The 17,398-nt window shown below is 62.0% G+C and carries 17 protein-coding genes; 4 read left to right on the top strand and 13 right to left on the bottom strand.

Annotated elements, in window-relative coordinates; genetic code table 11:
- Positions 1-18: 18 nt before the first annotated feature.
- Positions 19-960, top strand: coding sequence for a type VI secretion system-associated lipoprotein TagQ (tagQ, locus tag VQ575_RS26380; protein WP_046509464.1), 942 nt, complete (start codon positions 19-21; stop codon positions 958-960).
- A gap of 386 nt (positions 961-1,346) precedes the next feature.
- Here the strand turns inward: tagQ and VQ575_RS26375 are convergent, their stop codons facing one another.
- Entirely contained in the window at positions 1,347-1,730 is a 384-nt protein-coding gene (locus VQ575_RS26375; RefSeq protein WP_325918706.1) for a DUF6124 family protein, read from the bottom strand.
- A 456-nt stretch (positions 1,731-2,186) separates the two neighbouring features.
- Between VQ575_RS26375 and VQ575_RS26370 the strand changes: the two genes are divergently transcribed.
- Positions 2,187-2,570, top strand: coding sequence for a hypothetical protein (locus tag VQ575_RS26370; protein WP_039593625.1), 384 nt, complete (start codon positions 2,187-2,189; stop codon positions 2,568-2,570).
- Between the two features lie 144 nt (positions 2,571-2,714).
- Complete coding sequence (locus VQ575_RS26365; protein WP_325918704.1) at positions 2,715-4,079, top strand: NHL repeat-containing protein; 1,365 nt, start codon at positions 2,715-2,717, stop codon at positions 4,077-4,079.
- A 69-nt stretch (positions 4,080-4,148) separates the two neighbouring features.
- Here VQ575_RS26365 and VQ575_RS26360 read toward each other — a convergent pair whose 3' ends face one another.
- The 6 genes from VQ575_RS26360 to exbB all read right to left on the bottom strand — a co-directional run bounded on the left by VQ575_RS26360 (position 4,149) and on the right by exbB (position 10,922).
- Positions 4,149-5,546 carry an aminoacyl-tRNA deacylase and HDOD domain-containing protein gene (locus tag VQ575_RS26360; RefSeq protein WP_045157303.1) on the bottom strand — a complete coding sequence of 466 codons (1,398 nt, stop codon included), beginning with the start codon at positions 5,544-5,546 and terminating at the stop codon, positions 4,149-4,151.
- A gap of 79 nt (positions 5,547-5,625) precedes the next feature.
- On the bottom strand, positions 5,626-7,701 hold the full coding sequence (recG, locus tag VQ575_RS26355; RefSeq protein ID WP_198724518.1) for an ATP-dependent DNA helicase RecG: 2,076 nt from the start codon (positions 7,699-7,701) through the stop codon (positions 5,626-5,628).
- Positions 7,702-7,710: 9 nt separating this feature from the next.
- Positions 7,711-8,631 (bottom strand): hydrogen peroxide-inducible genes activator, encoded by a 921-nt coding sequence (locus VQ575_RS26350; protein ID WP_039593629.1) that lies wholly within the window; start codon positions 8,629-8,631, stop codon positions 7,711-7,713.
- Between the two features lie 132 nt (positions 8,632-8,763).
- Positions 8,764-9,519 carry an energy transducer TonB family protein gene (locus VQ575_RS26345; protein ID WP_039593630.1) on the bottom strand — a complete coding sequence of 252 codons (756 nt, stop codon included), beginning with the start codon at positions 9,517-9,519 and terminating at the stop codon, positions 8,764-8,766.
- Positions 9,516-9,944, bottom strand: a complete 429-nt coding sequence (gene exbD, locus VQ575_RS26340; protein ID WP_030142181.1) for a TonB system transport protein ExbD — start codon at positions 9,942-9,944, stop codon at positions 9,516-9,518. Before exbD ends, VQ575_RS26345 begins: the two co-directional genes overlap by 4 nt.
- A gap of 6 nt (positions 9,945-9,950) precedes the next feature.
- A complete protein-coding gene (exbB, locus tag VQ575_RS26335) occupies positions 9,951-10,922 on the bottom strand; it encodes a tonB-system energizer ExbB (RefSeq protein ID WP_039593631.1) in 972 nt (323 codons plus the stop codon).
- 188 nt (positions 10,923-11,110) lie between these two features.
- Between exbB and VQ575_RS26330 the strand changes: the two genes are divergently transcribed.
- Positions 11,111-11,968 carry an NAD-dependent epimerase/dehydratase family protein gene (locus VQ575_RS26330; RefSeq protein ID WP_039593632.1) on the top strand — a complete coding sequence of 286 codons (858 nt, stop codon included), beginning with the start codon at positions 11,111-11,113 and terminating at the stop codon, positions 11,966-11,968.
- Positions 11,969-12,034: 66 nt separating this feature from the next.
- On the opposite strand, the gene VQ575_RS26325 is transcribed toward VQ575_RS26330, so the two are convergent.
- The 6 genes from VQ575_RS26325 to VQ575_RS26300 form a co-directional block, all read right to left on the bottom strand.
- Positions 12,035-12,775, bottom strand: coding sequence for a hypothetical protein (locus tag VQ575_RS26325; protein ID WP_039593633.1), 741 nt, complete (start codon positions 12,773-12,775; stop codon positions 12,035-12,037).
- Between the two features lie 55 nt (positions 12,776-12,830).
- Entirely contained in the window at positions 12,831-13,211 is a 381-nt protein-coding gene (locus tag VQ575_RS26320; RefSeq protein WP_030142177.1) for a RidA family protein, read from the bottom strand.
- A 33-nt stretch (positions 13,212-13,244) separates the two neighbouring features.
- Entirely contained in the window at positions 13,245-15,350 is a 2,106-nt protein-coding gene (gene spoT, locus VQ575_RS26315; protein WP_039593634.1) for a bifunctional GTP diphosphokinase/guanosine-3',5'-bis pyrophosphate 3'-pyrophosphohydrolase, read from the bottom strand.
- A 60-nt stretch (positions 15,351-15,410) separates the two neighbouring features.
- Positions 15,411-15,674, bottom strand: a complete 264-nt coding sequence (gene rpoZ / locus VQ575_RS26310) for a DNA-directed RNA polymerase subunit omega (protein WP_003177259.1) — start codon at positions 15,672-15,674, stop codon at positions 15,411-15,413.
- 167 nt (positions 15,675-15,841) lie between these two features.
- Entirely contained in the window at positions 15,842-16,462 is a 621-nt protein-coding gene (gene gmk / locus VQ575_RS26305) for a guanylate kinase (protein ID WP_039593635.1), read from the bottom strand.
- Positions 16,463-16,474: 12 nt separating this feature from the next.
- Complete coding sequence (locus tag VQ575_RS26300) at positions 16,475-17,338, bottom strand: YicC/YloC family endoribonuclease (protein WP_039593636.1); 864 nt, start codon at positions 17,336-17,338, stop codon at positions 16,475-16,477.
- Between the last annotated feature and the right edge of the window lie 60 nt (positions 17,339-17,398).

Genomic DNA, 17,398 nt, shown 5'->3' with positions numbered 1-17,398 from the left:
TTAAACGAGAACACAACTATGCTTTTCTCCCGTAAACCTTTGGCTTCGGTTTCCAAGCGTCACCTGCTGCTGGTCGCTGTCGGCTTCAGCACCGTACTGACCGGTTGCGCCACGTCGCCGACCTCCAAGGTCGCGTCGAGCACCAAGGTCGAGTACTACCCGAACTGCTACGAGCCGGTGCAACATCTGCGTTCCACCGAAGGCAACATGACCAAGTCGGTCGTCACCGGCGCAGCCGTCGGTGCCGTCGGTGGTGCGCTGCTGGGCGCCCTGACCGCCGATAAGGAAGACCGTGGTCGCAACGCCGCCATCGGTGCCGCGGGCGGCGCCTTCGCCGGTGGTGCTGCCGGTTACTACACCGAACGCCAGAAGCAGATCGCCGACGACAACATGCGCATCGCCTCCTACGCCGCCGACGTCAGCAAGAGCGCTTCGGACATCGACCGCAGCACCGCGTACGCAAGGGCTTCCCAGCAGTGCTACCAGAACGCATTCAGCAAACTGGTTGCCGACCGCAAGGCCAAGACTGTCAACGACACCGAGGGTCGCAAGCGCCTGGCGGAAATCGTCGCTGGCCTGAAAGAGTCGAACGACCTGATCGTTGCGGTGAACGGCAAGGCTGCCGAAGACCTGAACAACTACACCCAGGCTTACGAGAAAGACCTGCAGCAAGTGGGTGTGCAGCGTACCGACGTGGTGACCGTAGCGACGGCTGACACTACCCAGGTTGTGGCGCAGACCAGTACCAAGACCAAGAAAATCGTGAAGCCGGCGAAGAAGCCACCGGTGCTGCCAACCGTGCCCAAAGAAGCGGTCGCCACCGAGAAGACCCTGCAGACCGCCAAGGCCAAGCAGGATGAAAGCAAGCAGGTTGCCAGCGCGGGTACTACTCAGGTGAACAGCATGTGCAAAAACCCGGACCTGGGTGACTGGGCTCCGGTGCCTTGCCCGAATGTTTGATCGGGTGCATATCCGTTGCTGCGGTGATGGCGGCTGGCGGTTTCGCCCTTACGGCGACTCACTTTTTTTCAGACGCCAAAAAAAGTAAGCAAAAAAGGCTTGGCCCCACCACTCGGTGCCTCGCCTAGGCTCGGCATGCCCGAACGCAGGCATTGCTCCGTGGGCCGCCGCGAAGGGTCATCCATGACCCAGCGCGGCTAACCCGGCATCCATGCCGGGTTGCCCATTGCGCAATGCCTGCGTTCGGCCATCGTGGTTAACGGGGCCCGTAGATCAGAAGCCAAGCCGAGGCGGCCTTAGGGCCGACCTGGCTTTTGGTGAGGCCGTGTTTCTTCTGTGGGAGCATGCTCGCAATGGCGTCGGCTCGGCTTGCCTCTATGTCCGTCCTATCCCTTGGCAGCTGACGCTGCCACCCCCTTCGTTTCCAAATGATCCAACGCTCGCTCAACCAGCAACTGAACCCCATCGGCCATGCGGCTGATCGCCAGGGCGATGCAGCGGCGTGATTCGTCGATGTCGTCGGCCAGGTCGGCGGCGATGGTGCTGATGGAGAGCAGGTCTTCGGAGGCGTTGGCGAGCAGGGTTTCGGTGTCGATGTGCGGGGAGACGATGAAGAGCTGGTCTTTATCGGGTTCCGGCGGCGGGGCGGGTTGGGGTTTTAGGTAGTAGTCGAGGGCGCGGTTGGTGGCGTCTTCGAGGCATTGTTCTTCGATTTTTTCGACGCGGGATCTGTATTCTTTCTGCGGTGGATTCGGTGAATGCTTGACCATATCTATGTACCAGAGTTGGGGTCGACATCCTTTCGCTTGCATTCGAAGAGGTGGCAACTGTACGTAGGTGTGCAAGACCGGTCCGGTACCGCCGGCAGACCCGAAGGTCTCCCACGCACAATTGCCATAACGGACGCGAGCATAAAAAAATGCTCGATCAATAGCCATAAACAATTGCGTACCAGTCCGGACTTGCACGTCCGTGTCACCGTTTTTTGCGATGACGAACAGAGGTTAGCCGCGCTCGGTTGCGCTGCCTAGTTCATGAACAGCTCGCCGTTTTGAAGGAAATGTCCGATAGACCTGAAGTCAAGCGAATGTCGCTTCTAAACGTGACTTGGCAGTCATCATGCGCAAAATATGGCCGATCTTCCGCTAAACGGATTCGATGATGGCGTTCCGCTGAAGAATCGCTAAACTGCGCCAGCCGTTCATTTTTCTCACGAGGCTGTGCCGATGAAATTTCGTTTCCTGTTGTGGATGCTGGGGTGGTTGATGGGCAAGGCCAGCCGCACCAATCCGGCGTTCCAGCAGCAGTTGGGCGACAAAGAGCTGGTGTTCCAGCTGCAAACCCTGGACGGCAAGGTTGCCCGGCACTTCACCGTGAAGAACCAGCGCATCACCAGCCAGTCGGGTGTTTATCCAACGCCGGCCTTCGCCATCGCGTTCAAGGACGCTGCCTATGGCTTTGCCACGATGCAGGCCAAGAACAAGCAGTTGGCGTTCATGACGGGGATCCAGGACAAGTCGATCCAGATCAAGGGCAACCCGGCGCTGGTGATCTGGTTCCAAGGGCTGACCAAGTACTTGAAGCCGAAGAAGGCCAAGCCGAAGTCTTGAGCAATGGTTTGGCTTAGCAGACTGAATTTTTATCCCTAAATGGTTGAAAGAACTGTCAGCAATGACAGGTGTATGCGCGGCTGTTTGAAGGCTCCATGACTCGATATCCGTATTGGATTTCATTTCTTGATAGGAGCCAAAATCATGTCTCGATCCACTCACCCTGAAAACTCAGGTACGTTGGACCCGACCTTTGCCGAAGGTGGGGTGTTGAAATGGCCGACCGGTGAATTAGGAGGCCACTTCACGCAAGCCATCCTGCCGCTAGCTGGCAACAAGCTACTGATCACCGTGCTCTTACCGGAAAAAACCGGCGCCTTCGGATTGGCGAAAGTGAACGAGGATGGGTCGATCGATAGGGAGTTTGGTGGAGCCGGGACGGGCGTACTGGAGTTCTCCCTAGATGCACGTTTGGACGAGATCATCGACATCTGCGGCCTAATTGATGGTGGATGGCTGGTGAAGGTGACCAGTTCTTACGGTCTTTATCTCGTGCGGTTCTTACAAGATGGGCAACTGAATACGGCCTTTGGCAAGGATGGTGTGCGCTGGGTTCCGTTCCATTTTGAGCCAGGGGGTGAAGGTAGGGAAGATGGGCCGGTGACGTTTAGGTGGCAGGACCGAGGACCCTCCGCACAGGCCACGCGATCTTCAGCCGATAATGGCCCCTCTGCAGTTGAGCAGCCGGATGGAAAGATCATTCTGCGCAGTTTGGTATATGTCGGCATCAACCGTTCACACTGGGTGGTGCTTCGTCTTAACCCGGATGGCACTCCTGACGACACGTTTAACGGAAGTGGATCCGTGGACATCGAGTTGCCAGGTATTCCCCTTTTCGGTACCACTGTCAAAGGTGTTGCCCTTCAAGCAGATGGCAAAGTGTTGGTTTTCGGGGAAGATCGCAACGACACTCTGGATTCCAGTATTTATGTGATGCGTCTGGATGCAACGGGACGTCTCGATACCAGTTTCAATGCCGGCAAGGGCTTTATGACCGTTCCGAATCTCCGTTACGCGTATGCGAATGCGCTGGCGGTGAGAGAAAGCGACGGCGCGATTGTTGTTGCAGGGGATTCTTGGCCCGACGCAGACCAAGGCTACGACAGGCAGGGTCTGATGTTTGTGTTAACTCACGATGGATTTCTCGATTTTGCTTTCAATAGCGGGCAGCCACTGTTCTCTAAGTTAGTGGATAAGGGGCATAACTGGCATCGCTGCGCATGGCAGGCAGACGGGTCCATCGTCGCCGCGGGCACTGTCGGCAGGGCCGGTTATATTGACACGGGAGTAGACAAAGCGCTGACGGCGCGTTTGCGCTCTGATGGTTCGTTGGACCTGACCTTCAATGGCAGTGGCTTTGTGCTTTTTAACGAAGAAGACTATGAGGCGACTGTCGAGGACATGGCGCTAATGTCAGACGGACGGATTGTCGTTAGCGGTTTTACGCGGCGACCCGGCATAGTTTTGCCCCGCACCTTTGGAAGCTGGTTCGTCCGCTATCTGGCTTGAGTGGCTGTGGATCGGTGGCGGGGGAAGCCAACCCCCCTGCCACAAAAAGGCTCCACTCCCAGCCGGCCATCAATGGCTGAACTGCGAAGCCAGTTCCCGCAGCAGTACTTCGGCCTCAAGCACCTTGCTCACCACATCATTGGCCTTTTCCCGAGTCAGCCCGACGCGATCGAGCAGCGCATCCGGGATGTCTTCGTCGGGGCCGGAGCCGATGCTGCGTGAGCGCAGCAGGCGTACGGCCAGGCATACCAGGTTCGGGTAGGCGGCGTATTCGCCATCGTAGTGGGGGTCGTGCTGGAAGCGCAGGGCGGTGGCCAGTTCGTCGGGCATGTCCCAGTAGCGCATCAGCCAGGCACCGATCTGCTCGCGGCTGATGCCCAGCAGGTGTTGCTCCACGTAGCTGTGGCACAGGTGCGGGTTGACCTCCAGGTGCCGGCAGATCAGCGAGAAGTGCGGCGGGAACACGTGGGCCAGCAGCAGGTAGCCGAAGTTGTGCAGCAGGCCCGACAGGTAGGTCAGGCCGCCTTCCGGGCGCTGGGCGCGGGGCATGGCGCGGGTCAGGCCTTCGATGACAGCGGCGGTGTAGATCGATTGCTGCCAGTACGGCGTGGTGTGTTGCGGGTGATCCTTGGGCAGGCTCAAGGTCTTGCCCAGCGCCAGGCCCAGGGCCAGGTTGATCACCAGGTCGAAGCCAAGCACGCGGACGATGGCGTCCTCCACCGAACGAATCTTGCCCGGTGATGCGTAATACGGCGATGCGGCCCAGCTCACCACTTGGGCGGCCAGGGCAGGGTCGGTTTCAACGACGCCGGTAATGTCGTCGATGGTGGCGTCGGGGTCGACCCTCAGCTTGATGATTTTTTGCGCGGTTTCAGCCAGCGGCGGGATTTCGATGGTTTCTTCCAGCCGTTGCTGGATGCGCCGCGCGGTGAACGCCTGCACGGCCAGGGTGATTTCCTTGCGGTCGTCGTCCGGGCGGTCCAGGTTGGGCGTGATATTGCTCAACGGCTCGCCGAACGTCGCGGCGCTGGCCTTGGTGAGCATGGTCTTGAACGCTTCGCTGGTGACTTCCAGCAGCAGCCCCGGCTCGCCCGAGTTGATCAGCAGCTTGGGCTCGCGCAGCAGGCCTTCTTCGTACAGGCAGGGCGAACTGGTCAGCGCGGGCAGGCCGGGCAGCAGGCTCAGGCTGTGTTTGCCGAGCATGCGTTCAAGGCGCTCGGTCGGCACCGCCGTGAGCTTGCGGCCAGTGAGTTCGGCCAAGCGGTTGAGGTCCAGCAACTGGCTTTGCGGAAACAGGACCATGAGCGCGCCGACGGCATCATGCAACAGCACGGCCTGCACTTTGCGAGCGGGGTTGAGGCCCGGCCGCTCGATGACTTCGTCAAAGGCGATGCCCAGTTTCTCGAGCAATTGCCGAATAACAGACGGAGCGTGCGGGGTTTCGGGGACGAGGGCAGCTTCAGTCATGGTCTGTATCCGTTTTCCTACAAGTGGGTCAGTATAACCAGCTTGTCCAGAAGGCGCGTCCAGAAAACTGAGCGCGTGCTCACACTTGGCCGTATTGCTGCCCATGGCGCAGCCAGCGGTCCAGCAACGGGCTGACATGGTCGGGCCAGCGCTCCAGCAGCGCCTGGGCGGCATCGCGTACCGCCGGGAGCAGGTCGGCGTCGCGCATCAGGTCGGCCACCTTGAATTGAAGCAGACCCGTCTGGCGCGTGCCGAGCATTTCACCCGGGCCGCGCAGTTCGAGGTCTTTTTCGGCGATGACAAAACCGTCGTTGGTTTCGCGCATGATGCCCAGGCGCTGGCGGCCGATCTGCGACAGCGGCGGGTGGTACAGCAGCACGCAATGGCTGGCGGCGCTGCCCCGGCCGACCCGGCCACGCAGCTGGTGCAGCTGCGCCAGGCCCAGGCGCTCAGGGTTTTCGATAATCATCAGGCTGGCGTTGGGGACGTCGACGCCGACTTCGATCACGGTGGTGGCGACCAGCAACTGCAGGGCGCCGGCCTTGAATTCGGCCATCACGGCTGCTTTTTCGGCGGGCTTCATGCGACCGTGGATCAACCCGACCTTCAGCTCGCCGAGCGCGGCGGTGAGGTCCTCGAAAGTGGTCTCGGCCGCCTGGCAAGTCAGCTCTTCCGACTCTTCGATCAAGGTGCAAACCCAATAGGCCTGCCGGCCCTCGGCGCAGGCGCTGCGCACGCGCTCGATGACTTCCACTCGTCGGGTATCGGTAACCAGCACGGTATTGACCGGCGTGCGGCCCGGGGGCAGTTCGTCGAGGATCGAAGTGTCGAGGTCGGCGTAGGCGCTCATCGCCAGGGTCCGCGGGATCGGCGTCGCGGTCATGATCAATTGGTGCGGGCACATCCGCCCGCCGACGCCTTTCTGCCGCAAGGCCAGGCGCTGTTGGACGCCGAAGCGGTGCTGTTCGTCGATGATCACCAGGGCAAGGTTCTTGAACTGCACCTCGTCTTGGAACAGCGCATGGGTGCCGACCACCATCGGCGCGCCTTCGGCGATCTGCGCGAGGGCGGCGACGCGGTTCTTGCCCTTGAGCTTGCCGGCCAGCCAGGCGACTTCGATGCCCAGGGGTTCGAGCCAGCGCTGGAAGGTGATGAAGTGTTGTTCGGCCAGGATCTCGGTGGGCGCCATCAACGCCACCTGGTAGCCCGCTTCCAAGGCTTGCAGCGCGGCGAGGGCGGCGACCACGGTCTTGCCCGCGCCAACGTCGCCCTGGATCAACCGCAGCATTGGCTCGGGCTGGCTCAGGTCGTAGGCGATCTCGTTGCCGACCCGCTGCTGCGCGCCGGTGGGGGTGAAACCGAGATTGGCCAGGTACCGCGCCGGCAGTTTCGTCGCCTTGGGCATCGCCGGGGCGCGCAGCGAGCGCAGGCTTTCGCGCAAGCGTTGCTGGGACAGCTGATGGGTCAGCAGCTCTTCGAAGGCGAGGCGATGCTGGGCCCAGTGGTGGCCGAGGGCGAGTTCTTCCACATCCGCGTCGGCGGGTGGGTGATGCAAGTAGCGAATCGCGTCGGCCAGCGGTGCAAGTTGATAATCGCGCGCCAACTCCTTGGGCAACCAGTCCGGCAGGCTGGTGGGGCCCAGCATCGTCAGCGTCTGCTGGCAGAGCTGGCGCAGGCGCTGTTGGGTCAGGCCTTCGGTGAGCGGGTAGACCGGCGTCAGGGTTTCCGCCACGGGCGGCGGTTCGTCGCCGGTGATGGCGCGGTATTCCGGATGATAGATCTCCAACCCCGATGCACCGGGCCGGGCCTCGCCGTAGCAGCGCACGCGGGTGCCACGCTTGAGGCCTTCCTTTTGCGCATTGCTGAAATGATAGAAGCGCAGACTCAGCCCGCCGGTGCCGTCCTGCAGGCGCACCACCAGGCTGCGACGCCGGCCCATGACCACGTCGGCGCCGCTGACGGTGCCTTCCACCACGGCATCCTGCCCGGGCCGTAAATGACCGATGGGCACCACGCGGGTGCGATCCTGATAGCGCAACGGCAGGTGAAACAGCACGTCCTGGAGGTTTTCCAGGCCGACCTTGGCCAGTTTCTCGGCCATGGCTTCACCGACACCCTTGAGTGTCGTCACCGGCACTTTCGACAGCTCAGTCATGGCAACGGCTTACTTGGCGGCGGGCGGCTTGGCCACGGAGCACAGGCGGATCGAGTCGGCGAGGATCTCGATGGCCTTGGGTCGCGGGAAGCTGGCGCGCCAGGCGATGGCAACGGTACGGAACGGCACCGGCGCCGTCAGCGGGCGGACTTCGATCACGCCGGGGGAGTAATGGTGGCTATCCACCGCCGACAACGGCAGGATCGAAATGCCCAGGCCCGAAGCGACCATGTGGCGAATGGTTTCCAGGGAGCTGGATTCCACGGTGGTGTGCTTGGCGCCTTCGCTGCCCTTGGTCAGCGTCGGGCAGGCTTCGAGCACCTGGTCGCGGAAGCAGTGGCCTTCGCCGAGCAACAAAAGGCTCTTGTCGTTGAGCAGGCCGGCGTCGATGGTTTTTTTCTGGGTCCAGGGATGCTGGGCCGGCATCAGGACGTAGAAAGGTTCGTCGTAGAGCGGCAAGGTCAGTACGTCGGCTTCGTTGAACGGCAGGGCGATGATGATCGCGTCCAACTCGCCGTTGCGCAGCTTGTCGCGCAGCACGTGGGTGAAGTTTTCTTCGATGTACAACGGCATCTGCGGGGCGACCCGGTGCAGTTGTGGAATCAGGTGCGGAAACAGGTACGGCCCGACGGTGTAGATCGCGCCGACTTTCAACGGGGCGGTCAGCTGGTTCTTGCCGGCCTGGGCCAGCTCGCGAATGCCCTGTGCCTGTTCCAGCACTTTTTGCGCCTGTGCCACGATGCCTTCACCCACCGGGGTCAGGCGCACCGCGCTTTTGCTGCGCTCGAAAATAAGCACACCGAGTTCGTCTTCAAGCTTTTTCACGCCCACCGAGAGTGTCGGCTGGCTGACATGGCAACGTTCGGCCGCGTGGCCGAAATGCTGCTCTTGGGCGAGGGTCACGATGTAGCGTAATTCTGTGAGGGTCATGGCGAACGTCCGTGAAGTTGCGAGCCAAGCATACCGGCTGCAATCGATAGACGCACGTTATCAGACTGGAGGCGCGGTGCGACACTCGCCAGAAAATAAGAAGCCCCTGGAACAGGGGCTTGCAATTTGAGCTCAGCGCCGACGCTTGTCGATGGAATACAGGAACGGCGCCGTCAGTTCGACCGTGCCGTTGGTCAACAGGTCGGCCGGTGGCTTGGGCAGCGGTTGGGCGCGACGGATCATTTCCAGGGTGGCCCGGTCCAGATCGGCGTTGCCTGACTTGCCCACCAGTTCGAAGGACACGACGTTGCCCTCGGCATCCACCACGAACCGCAAGCGGTTCATGCCTTCCTTGCCGCGTGCCTGGGCGCTCGCCGGGTACTTCTTGTATTTGCCCAGGTGCGCCAGCAGCGTGCCTTGCCAGCTGGCCTTGGCCGCCATTTGCGCGGGCGAAGGGCCTGGGGCCGGCTGCGCCGACTTTTCGGTGGGGGCCTGGGTGGGCTGGGTGTCGGCGGGCTTTTGCTCCGATGGTGTTTCCTTCGGCGGCTCCGGCTTCTTCTCCACCGGCTTGGGCTTGGGCGGTTGAGGCTTCGGCTTGGGCTTGACCGGCTTGGGCACGGCGATTTCCGCCTTCGGTGCTTCGGCCAGTTTCGGCAGCGGCAGCTCTTCCACCGGCTCGGGCGGTTGCGGCGGTGCGACGACTTTCGGCGGGGCAGGCGGTGGCGGTGCTGGAACCGGGGCCAGTTCGACCATCATCGCCTGGGGCGGCAACTCGATGGGCGCACGTGTCGTCCAGTTCAGCGTCAGTGCGATGGCCAGCGCGTGCACGCCCAGCACCACGGCCAGGCTACCGCTGTAACGCGTCAGCTTTTGGCGCGTCGTGATCATTTCTTCGGCGCCGTCTCGAGTCCGACCAGGCCGACCTTCAGGTAACCGGCGCCGCGCAGGGCGTCCATCACGCTCATCAGGTCGCCGTAGTCCACGCCTTTGTCGGCCTGGAAGAAGATCGTTGTGTCTTTCTTGCCCTGGGTCTTGGCGTCCAGGGTCGGGCCGAGGCTCTCGACCTTGATTTCCTCTTCGCCCAGGAACAGGCGCTGGTCGGCCTTGACGCTCAGGAACACCGGTTTCTCCGGCCGTGGCGATGGCTTGGCCGTCGATGCCGGAAGGTCAACCTTGATGTCCACGGTGGCGAGCGGGGCGGCCACCATGAAGATGATCAGCAACACCAGCATCACGTCGATGAACGGCGTGACGTTGATTTCGTGGTTCTCGGCCAGATCGTCGTCTGCGCCTTCTTTCAAATGCAGGCCCATGGCCGATTACCCCACTTTCACCATGTGCGGTTGCGAGCCACGCTCGGGCGGCAGGTGATCGAGATCGCGGCTGACCAGCAGCAGGACTTCGGCCGAAGCATCGGAAACCTGGGCCTTGTAGCCGGCAATGGAGCGGGCGAAGACGTTGTAGATGACCACCGCCGGGATGGCCGCAACCAGCCCCAGTGCGGTCGCCAGCAAGGCTTCGGCGATGCCGGGGGCGACGACGGCGAGGTTGGTGGTCTGGGTCTTGGCGATGCCGATGAAGCTGTTCATGATCCCCCACACGGTACCGAACAGGCCGACGAACGGCGCGGTGGAGCCGATGGTAGCGAGCACGCCGGTGCCGCTGCTCATGTTGCGACCGCAGGCCGCGACCAGGCGCTCGAGGCGGAAGCTGACGCGCTCCTTGATGCCTTCCTTCTCGCGGCTGTTGGCCGACAGGCGCATCTCTTCGAGGGCGTCATGCACCAGCAGGTTGGCAAGGGTGCCTTCCTTGCCGGCGGTGGTGCTGGCTTCCTTGAGCGTGGCGGCTTTTTTCAGCGCGGCGATTTCACCCCGCAGGCGGCGCTTGGCGCCCAGCAGTTCGAAGCCCTTGGCGATCCAGATGGTCCAAGTGATGATCGAGGCGATGGCCAGGCCGATCATCACGGCTTTGACGACCACGTCGGCGTTCTTGTACATGCCCCAGGGCGACAGGTCGTGGGCCATGCCCAGGGTATTGTCCGCTTCGAGCACTTGGGGAGTGTCGGCCTCGACGGCCTGGGCCGGATCGGTGGCCACGGGCGTCGCAACGGGGGCGGCCGGGTCGGCGGGTGCCTGGGCGGCCGTAGGCGTGGTGGCCGGTGTCGTGGCGGGCGCCTGGGCATCAGCGAAGGCGGCGCTTGGCGCCAGCATCAGGCTGAGCAACAAGGCTGCCACTGCGCTCCAGGCGCGAGGTCGGTTGGTTGGCGAAGCGGAAGAGAGAGAGCGTGTCATGCTGGCCGGACCTGAGAATTAAAGAAGGTTGATGTTCTTCCAGGCCTCGTGAGGCCGAGAACAAAAGTGGCGAGCATTATTGCAAGTAATTCTTGTTAACAAAAGTAATACAGTAACTTTTTTTCGCGTATGGCTAGCCGCTCGTCCCTCTCGAGGGCTAGTCTGCGGCTTTTCCAGAGGAGTTCATGATGTCCGCGCCTTCTGTTTTGATCGCCGGCTGCGGTGATATTGGTGGTCGCCTGGCCAGCCAACTGGTGGCCGAGCATTGGCGCGTCCATGGCTTGCGGCGTACGGTTTCGAACCTGCCGGCGGGGGTTGTCGGCGTCGCAGGAGACTTGTTCAGCGAGCAATGCCCCGCTGATTGGCCCACGGGCCCCTTGGATTATGTAGTTTATAGCGCCGCCGCCACCGATCATGACGAGGCGGGCTATCGCACGGCTTATGTCGAAGGGTTACGGCATGTGTTGGGCTGGCTGGAACAGCATGGCCAGCGGCCCAGGCGATTGCTTTTCGTGTCCAGCAGCAGTGTGTACGGGCAGCAGAAAGGCGAATGGGTCGATGAAAGCTCGTCTACCGAGGCGGGCGGTTATTCCGGACAGGTGATGCTGGAGGCCGAGCAATTGGCGCTCGACAGCGGCATCCCGGCCAGTCGTGTGCGCCTGACCGGCATCTATGGACCGGGCCGGGAATGGCTGCTGAGCCAGGTACGCCAAGGCTATCGCGTGGTGATCGATCCACCGCTGTACGCCAATCGCATCCACGCCGACGATGCCGCCGGCCTGCTGGCGTACCTGCTGAAAGCTGATCATCAGGGCCGGACGCTGGAAGACTGCTACATCGGTGTCGACGATGCCCCCGCGCCGCTGGCCGAGGTGGTGGGCTGGTTGCGCGATTATATGGGCGTCACCGAATGGGCCGAAGACGCCAGCGTGCGCCGCGCCGGCAGCAAGCGCTGCAGCAATGCCCGGGCGAAGGCGTTGGGCTGGGTGCCGCGTTATCCGAGTTTTCGCGAGGGGTATGCGGCGATTCTGGAAGGGCGCTGCTGATTTACAGTCACCTCAAAACAAACTGTGGGAGCGAGCAAGCTCCCACAGGGGGACCCGTCGGGGCTCCTATTGTTTTTCAAGCACCCACTTGCGAGCGCCCGGCGTGAACGATGGAATTTCATCGGCGAGAGACGCGTTGACGGTCTCGAAGATTTCCAGCTTCTTGCCGTCGCGGGCAAAGATCCAGGTGTTGCCCAGGCCGTTCTGCTGTAGCCAGATATTGTCGTTGCCATTGCTCATGGAGGCGCAGCCGCCAGCCAGGCACAAGGCGTAGCGATCGGCGCCCGGCAAGCCGCTGACCTGGCCATCAGGCTGGAATTGCACGGTGGCACCCTGGCCGGGACCTTCGGCAATGTTCCAGGTGCCGCCGAGATAAGCCGAATACAGGGCTCGTTCGAAACTGGCGCCAATCGGTGCGCCTTCCGGTACCTGTACTTGCGCACGGTCGAACACCTGCTGTGGTTCGTTCTCGGTAGCGGTCTGGCTCAACTGGTCGCCGTCGCGCTTGAGTTCGCTGGCGGAGCTGCCGTAGAAGTTGACTTTCCAGGCGCCGTCTTCTTCGCCCAGCAACTTGCCTTCAACGTTTTCAAAGCCATTGGTGTAGCGCGCCTGGCCGGCCCGGGTGTTGACGTCCCATTCCAGGTTTGGCCCGTAGGCCTGCAGTGCTTCGCGAAGCGGGCCGCCCTTGGCGGCAGCGTCGATGGCGGCCTGGTTGATCCAGGTGCCGCTGATGTCACGGTCGGCAGGGTTGCTGGCGCAGCCGCTCAGGAGGAGGGCAAGCAGCGAGAAGGCAAGCGCTTTGCGCATGAAGGAATCCTTTCAGAACGAAAACGGCGCAACGGGTGAGGCTGCGCCGGGTTGTTTATTCGATGACCAGGATAGCGTCCATCTCGACCTGGGCGCCTTTTGGCAAGGCGGCCACGCCAATGGCGGCGCGGGCAGGGTAAGGCTGGTCGAAATACTTGCCCATGATCTCGTTGACCTTGGCGAAGTGGCTCAGGTCGGTGAGGAAGATGTTGAGCTTGACGATGTCCTTGAATGAGCCGCCGGCAGCCTCGGCCACGGCCTTCAAGTTCTCGAAAACTTGCACGGTCTGGGCTTCGAAGCCCTCGACCAGCTCCATGGTTTTCGGGTCCAGCGGGATCTGGCCGGACATGTACACGGTATTACCCGCCTTGATCGCCTGGGAGTAAGTGCCGATGGCGGCCGGGGCCTTGTCGCTGGAGATTACGGTCTTGGTCATTCATGACTCCTTGTAATGTGGGCGGGTGAGGCGCTATGCGCGCATCCGGGTGATGCGGATGACCCCTGTCAGGGCGCGCAGTTTCTTGATCACGCGGGCCAGGTGCACACGGTCGTGCACGCTGACCACCAGTTGGACGACGCTGATACGACCGTCGCGTTCGTCCATGCTGATTTTCTCGATGTTGCCGTCGGCGGCGTTGACGCTGCTGGCCAGCAGGGCAATCAGGCCGCGCTGGTGCTCCAGCTCGACGCGCAGTTCGACGTTGAATTCGCCGGTGACATCCTTGGCCCACGAAAGCTGGATGCATTTTTCCGGGTTGTGGCGGATTTCGCTGATGTTGCGGCAGTTGTCCAGGTGCACCACCATCCCCTTGCCGGCGGACAGGTGGCCGACAATCGGGTCGCCCGGGATCGGTGTGCAGCACTTGGCATAGCTGAGCACCAGGCCTTCGGTGCCGCGAATCGCCAGTGGGCCCTCAGGGCTTGGCAGCTGTTCGCCTTCGCCAAGCAGGCGGCGGGCGACGACGTAGGCCATGCGATTGCCCAGGCCAATGTCTTCGAGCAGGTCTTCGATCAATTCGAGACGGTATTCGTTGAGCATGACCTGCACGCGTTCCGTCGGGATCTTGTCCAGCGAACTGTCGAAACCGTTTAGCACCTTGTTCAGCAGGCGTTCGCCCAGGCTGATGGATTCGGAGCGGCGCTGCAGCTTCAGTGCGTGACGGATATGCGTGCGGGCCTTGCCGGTGACCACGAAGTTGAGCCACGCCGGGTTGGGTCGCGCGCCGGGGGCGCTGACGATTTCCACCGTGGAGCCACTTTGCAATGGCTCGGACAACGGTGCCAGGCGGCGATTGATGCGGCAGGCGATGCAGCTGTTGCCGACGTCGGTGTGCACGGCATAGGCAAAGTCCACGGCCGTGGAGCCTTTGGGCAGCTCCATGATCCGGCCCTTGGGCGTGAAGACATAGACCTCGTCCGGGAACAGGTCGATCTTCACGCTCTCGATGAACTCCAGGGAATTGCCAGCCCTCTGCTGCATTTCCAGCACACCCTTGACCCACTGCCGCGCGCGGGCGTGGGTGCTCTTGGGTTGTTCGTCGCCGCTGGATTTGTACAGCCAATGGGCAGCGATGCCGTTGTTGGCCATCTCTTCCATTTCGCGGGTGCGGATCTGGATCTCGATCGGTACGCCGTGCATGCCGAACAGCGTGGTGTGCAGCGACTGGTAGCCGTTGGCCTTGGGGATCGCGATGTAGTCCTTGAAGCGCCCTGGCAACGGTTTGTACAAATTATGTACAGCCCCCAGCACGCGGTAGCAGGTATCGACCTTGTCGACGATGATCCGGAACGCGTAGACGTCCATGATCTCGTTGAAGGCCCGGCGCTTGCCGCGCATTTTCTTGTAGATGCCGTAGAGGTGCTTCTGTCGCCCGCTGACTTCGCCTTCGATGCCGTCGATCGCCAGGCAATGGCTCAGGGACTCTTCGATTTTGTTGACGATTTCCTTGCGGTTGCCCCGGGCGCGCTTGACGGCCTGGTTGATGCGCGCCGAACGCATCGGGTGCATCGCCTTGAAGCCCAGGTCCTCGAACTCGATGCGGATCGCATGCATGCCCAGGCGGTTGGCGATGGGTGCGTAGATTTCCAGGGTTTCCTTGGCGATGCGCCGGCGTTTTTCGCCAGACAGCACTTCCAGGGTGCGCATGTTGTGCAAACGGTCGGCGAGCTTGACCAGGATCACGCGGATGTCGCGGGCCATGGCCATGGCCATTTTCTGGAAGTTCTCGGCCTGGGCCTCGGCCTTGGTCTCGAAGTTCATCTGGGTCAACTTGCTGACCCCGTCGACCAGTTCGGCCACGGTTTCGCCAAACTGCGCTTGCAGCGCTTCCTTGGCGATGCCGGTGTCTTCGATCACGTCGTGCAGCATGGCCGCCATCAGGCTCTGATGGTCCATGTGCATGTCGGCAAGAATATTCGCCACCGCAAGCGGGTGCGTGACGTACGCCTCGCCGCTGCGGCGGCGCTGGCCGTCGTGGGCTTGTTCGGCGTAGAAATAGGCTCGGCGGACCAGGTTGACCTGGTCCGTGCCGAGGTAGGCCGATAAGCGATCGGCGAGGGCGTCTATGCTCGGCATGATGATGACTCCTGCCGTCTGCTGTGACCCCGCGCCGTGCTACGTCGACCAGGCATAGGCTTAGACCGCCTCGTTGGACTCGTCCTCGAACGCTGCGAACAGCGGTTCGTCTTCAACGATTTCAGCGTTGGCGATGAACTCGTAGCTCATCAGGCCTTCGGCGATTTCACGCAGCGCTACCACGGTAGGCTTGTCGTTTTCCCACTGGACCAATGGCTCTTTGCCGCCGGTGGCCAGTTGACGGGCACGCTTGGTAGAGAGCATGACCAGCTCAAAGCGGTTTTCCACGTGTTCTAGGCAGTCTTCAACGGTTACGCGGGCCATGGTATTCCTCGGAGCGAATGCAATATGCGCGCTGCCCGGTTGGGCGAGCGGACTCGACAGTTTAAAAAAACACCAGCGTTTAGGGAAGCGCTGATTTTTTAACCAAACCCCTCGGCGCGCTGCGAGTACCAATGTAAAGCCGTCGCAGCGGTTTTGGGAAGGGCTGTTCAGCCCAGCAGTTCGGCCAATAATTTACCGAAACGTTGCTGTTGGCGTTTCTGTTGCAGCTGGCTGGCGCGGAAAATCGCCTTCAGGTCGTCCAGCGCATGGGCGAAATCGTCGTTGATGATCAGGTAGTCGTAGTCGACGTAGTGGCTCATCTCGCTGACTGCTTCGCGCATTCGGCCCTCGATGATTTCGTCGCTGTCCTGGCCGCGGTTGGTCAGGCGCTGGCGCAAGGCTTGCTGGCTCGGCGGCAAGATGAAGATCGAACGGGCGTGGGGCATCAACTTGCGCACCTGCTCGGCGCCTTGCCAGTCGATTTCCAGGATCAGGTCGTGGCCTTCGTCGAGGGTTTGCTGCAGGAAGCTTTGCGATGTGCCGTAGAGGTTGCCGAAGACCTCGGCGCGCTCGAGGAAGTCGCCGTGCTCGGCCATCTTCACGAACTCTTCGCGATCGACGAAGTGATAGTTCACGCCGTTGACTTCGCCCGGGCGCATGGCGCGGGTGGTGTGCGAGACCGAGACGCGGATCTGCGGCTCGGCGTCGATCAGGGCCTTGACCAGGCTGGTCTTGCCGGCGCCCGAAGGCGCGGAAATGATGTAGAGAGTGCCGGTGCTGTGGGTCATGTCGGGTTAGCCTTACTCAATGTTCTGCACTTGTTCGCGCATTTGCTCGATCAACACCTTGAGGTTGACCGCCGCCTGCGTGCTGCGCGGGTCGAAGGCTTTGGAGCCCAGTGTATTGGCTTCGCGGTTGAGCTCCTGCATCAGGAAGTCGAGGCGGCGACCGGCCGCGCCGCCGGAGTTGAGCACCCGGCGGACTTCGATGATGTGGGTGCTCAGGCGATCGAGTTCTTCGGCCACGTCGCTCTTTTGCGCGAGCATGACCATTTCCTGTTCGAGGCGCTGCGGGTCCAGCTCGGCCTTCATGTCGGCGAAGCGGTCGAGGACTTTCTGGCGCTGGGTGGCGAGCATCTGCGGGACCAGTTCGCGCAGTGTGGTGACGTCCTCTTCAATGGACGTCAGGCGCTCGTTGATCAGCCGAGCCAGCTCCGCGCCTTCGCGTTCGCGACCGGCCTTGAGTTCTTTCAGGCCTTGGTTGAACAGCGCCAGCGCCTCGGCGTTCAGCGCCTGTGGATCGCTGGCGTCACCTACCAGGACGCCTGGCCAGGCCAGGACTTCCAGCGGGTTCAGGGGGGCGGGATTCTTGATGAGGCTGGCGACGGTTTCGGCAGCGGCGACCAGTTGTGCCGCGCGCTCGCGGTCGATTTGCAGCGTCTTGCCGCTGCTTTCTTCGGTAAAACGCAGGGTGCATTCCAGTTTGCCCCGGGACAGGCCCTGGCGCAGCGCTTCGCGCACACCGCCTTCGAGGTCGCGGAAGGACTCTGGCAGGCGCAGGTGCGGCTCCAGGTAGCGGCTATTGACCGAGCGCAATTCCCAGCTCAGCGTGCCTTGGGCGCCGGCCTTTTCGACACGGGCGAAGGCGGTCATGCTGTGCACCATGGGGATTCCTCGCTATGCAAGCCGGCCACAACCGTGGTTCGTGGGGCCTGGGATCTGTGG

This window comes from Pseudomonas frederiksbergensis (assembly GCF_035751725.1).
GTDB classification, from domain to species: domain Bacteria; phylum Pseudomonadota; class Gammaproteobacteria; order Pseudomonadales; family Pseudomonadaceae; genus Aquipseudomonas; species Aquipseudomonas frederiksbergensis_A.
The sequence above is the reverse complement of the archived record's forward strand: the minus strand, read 5'-3'. Positions and strand labels throughout refer to the sequence as shown.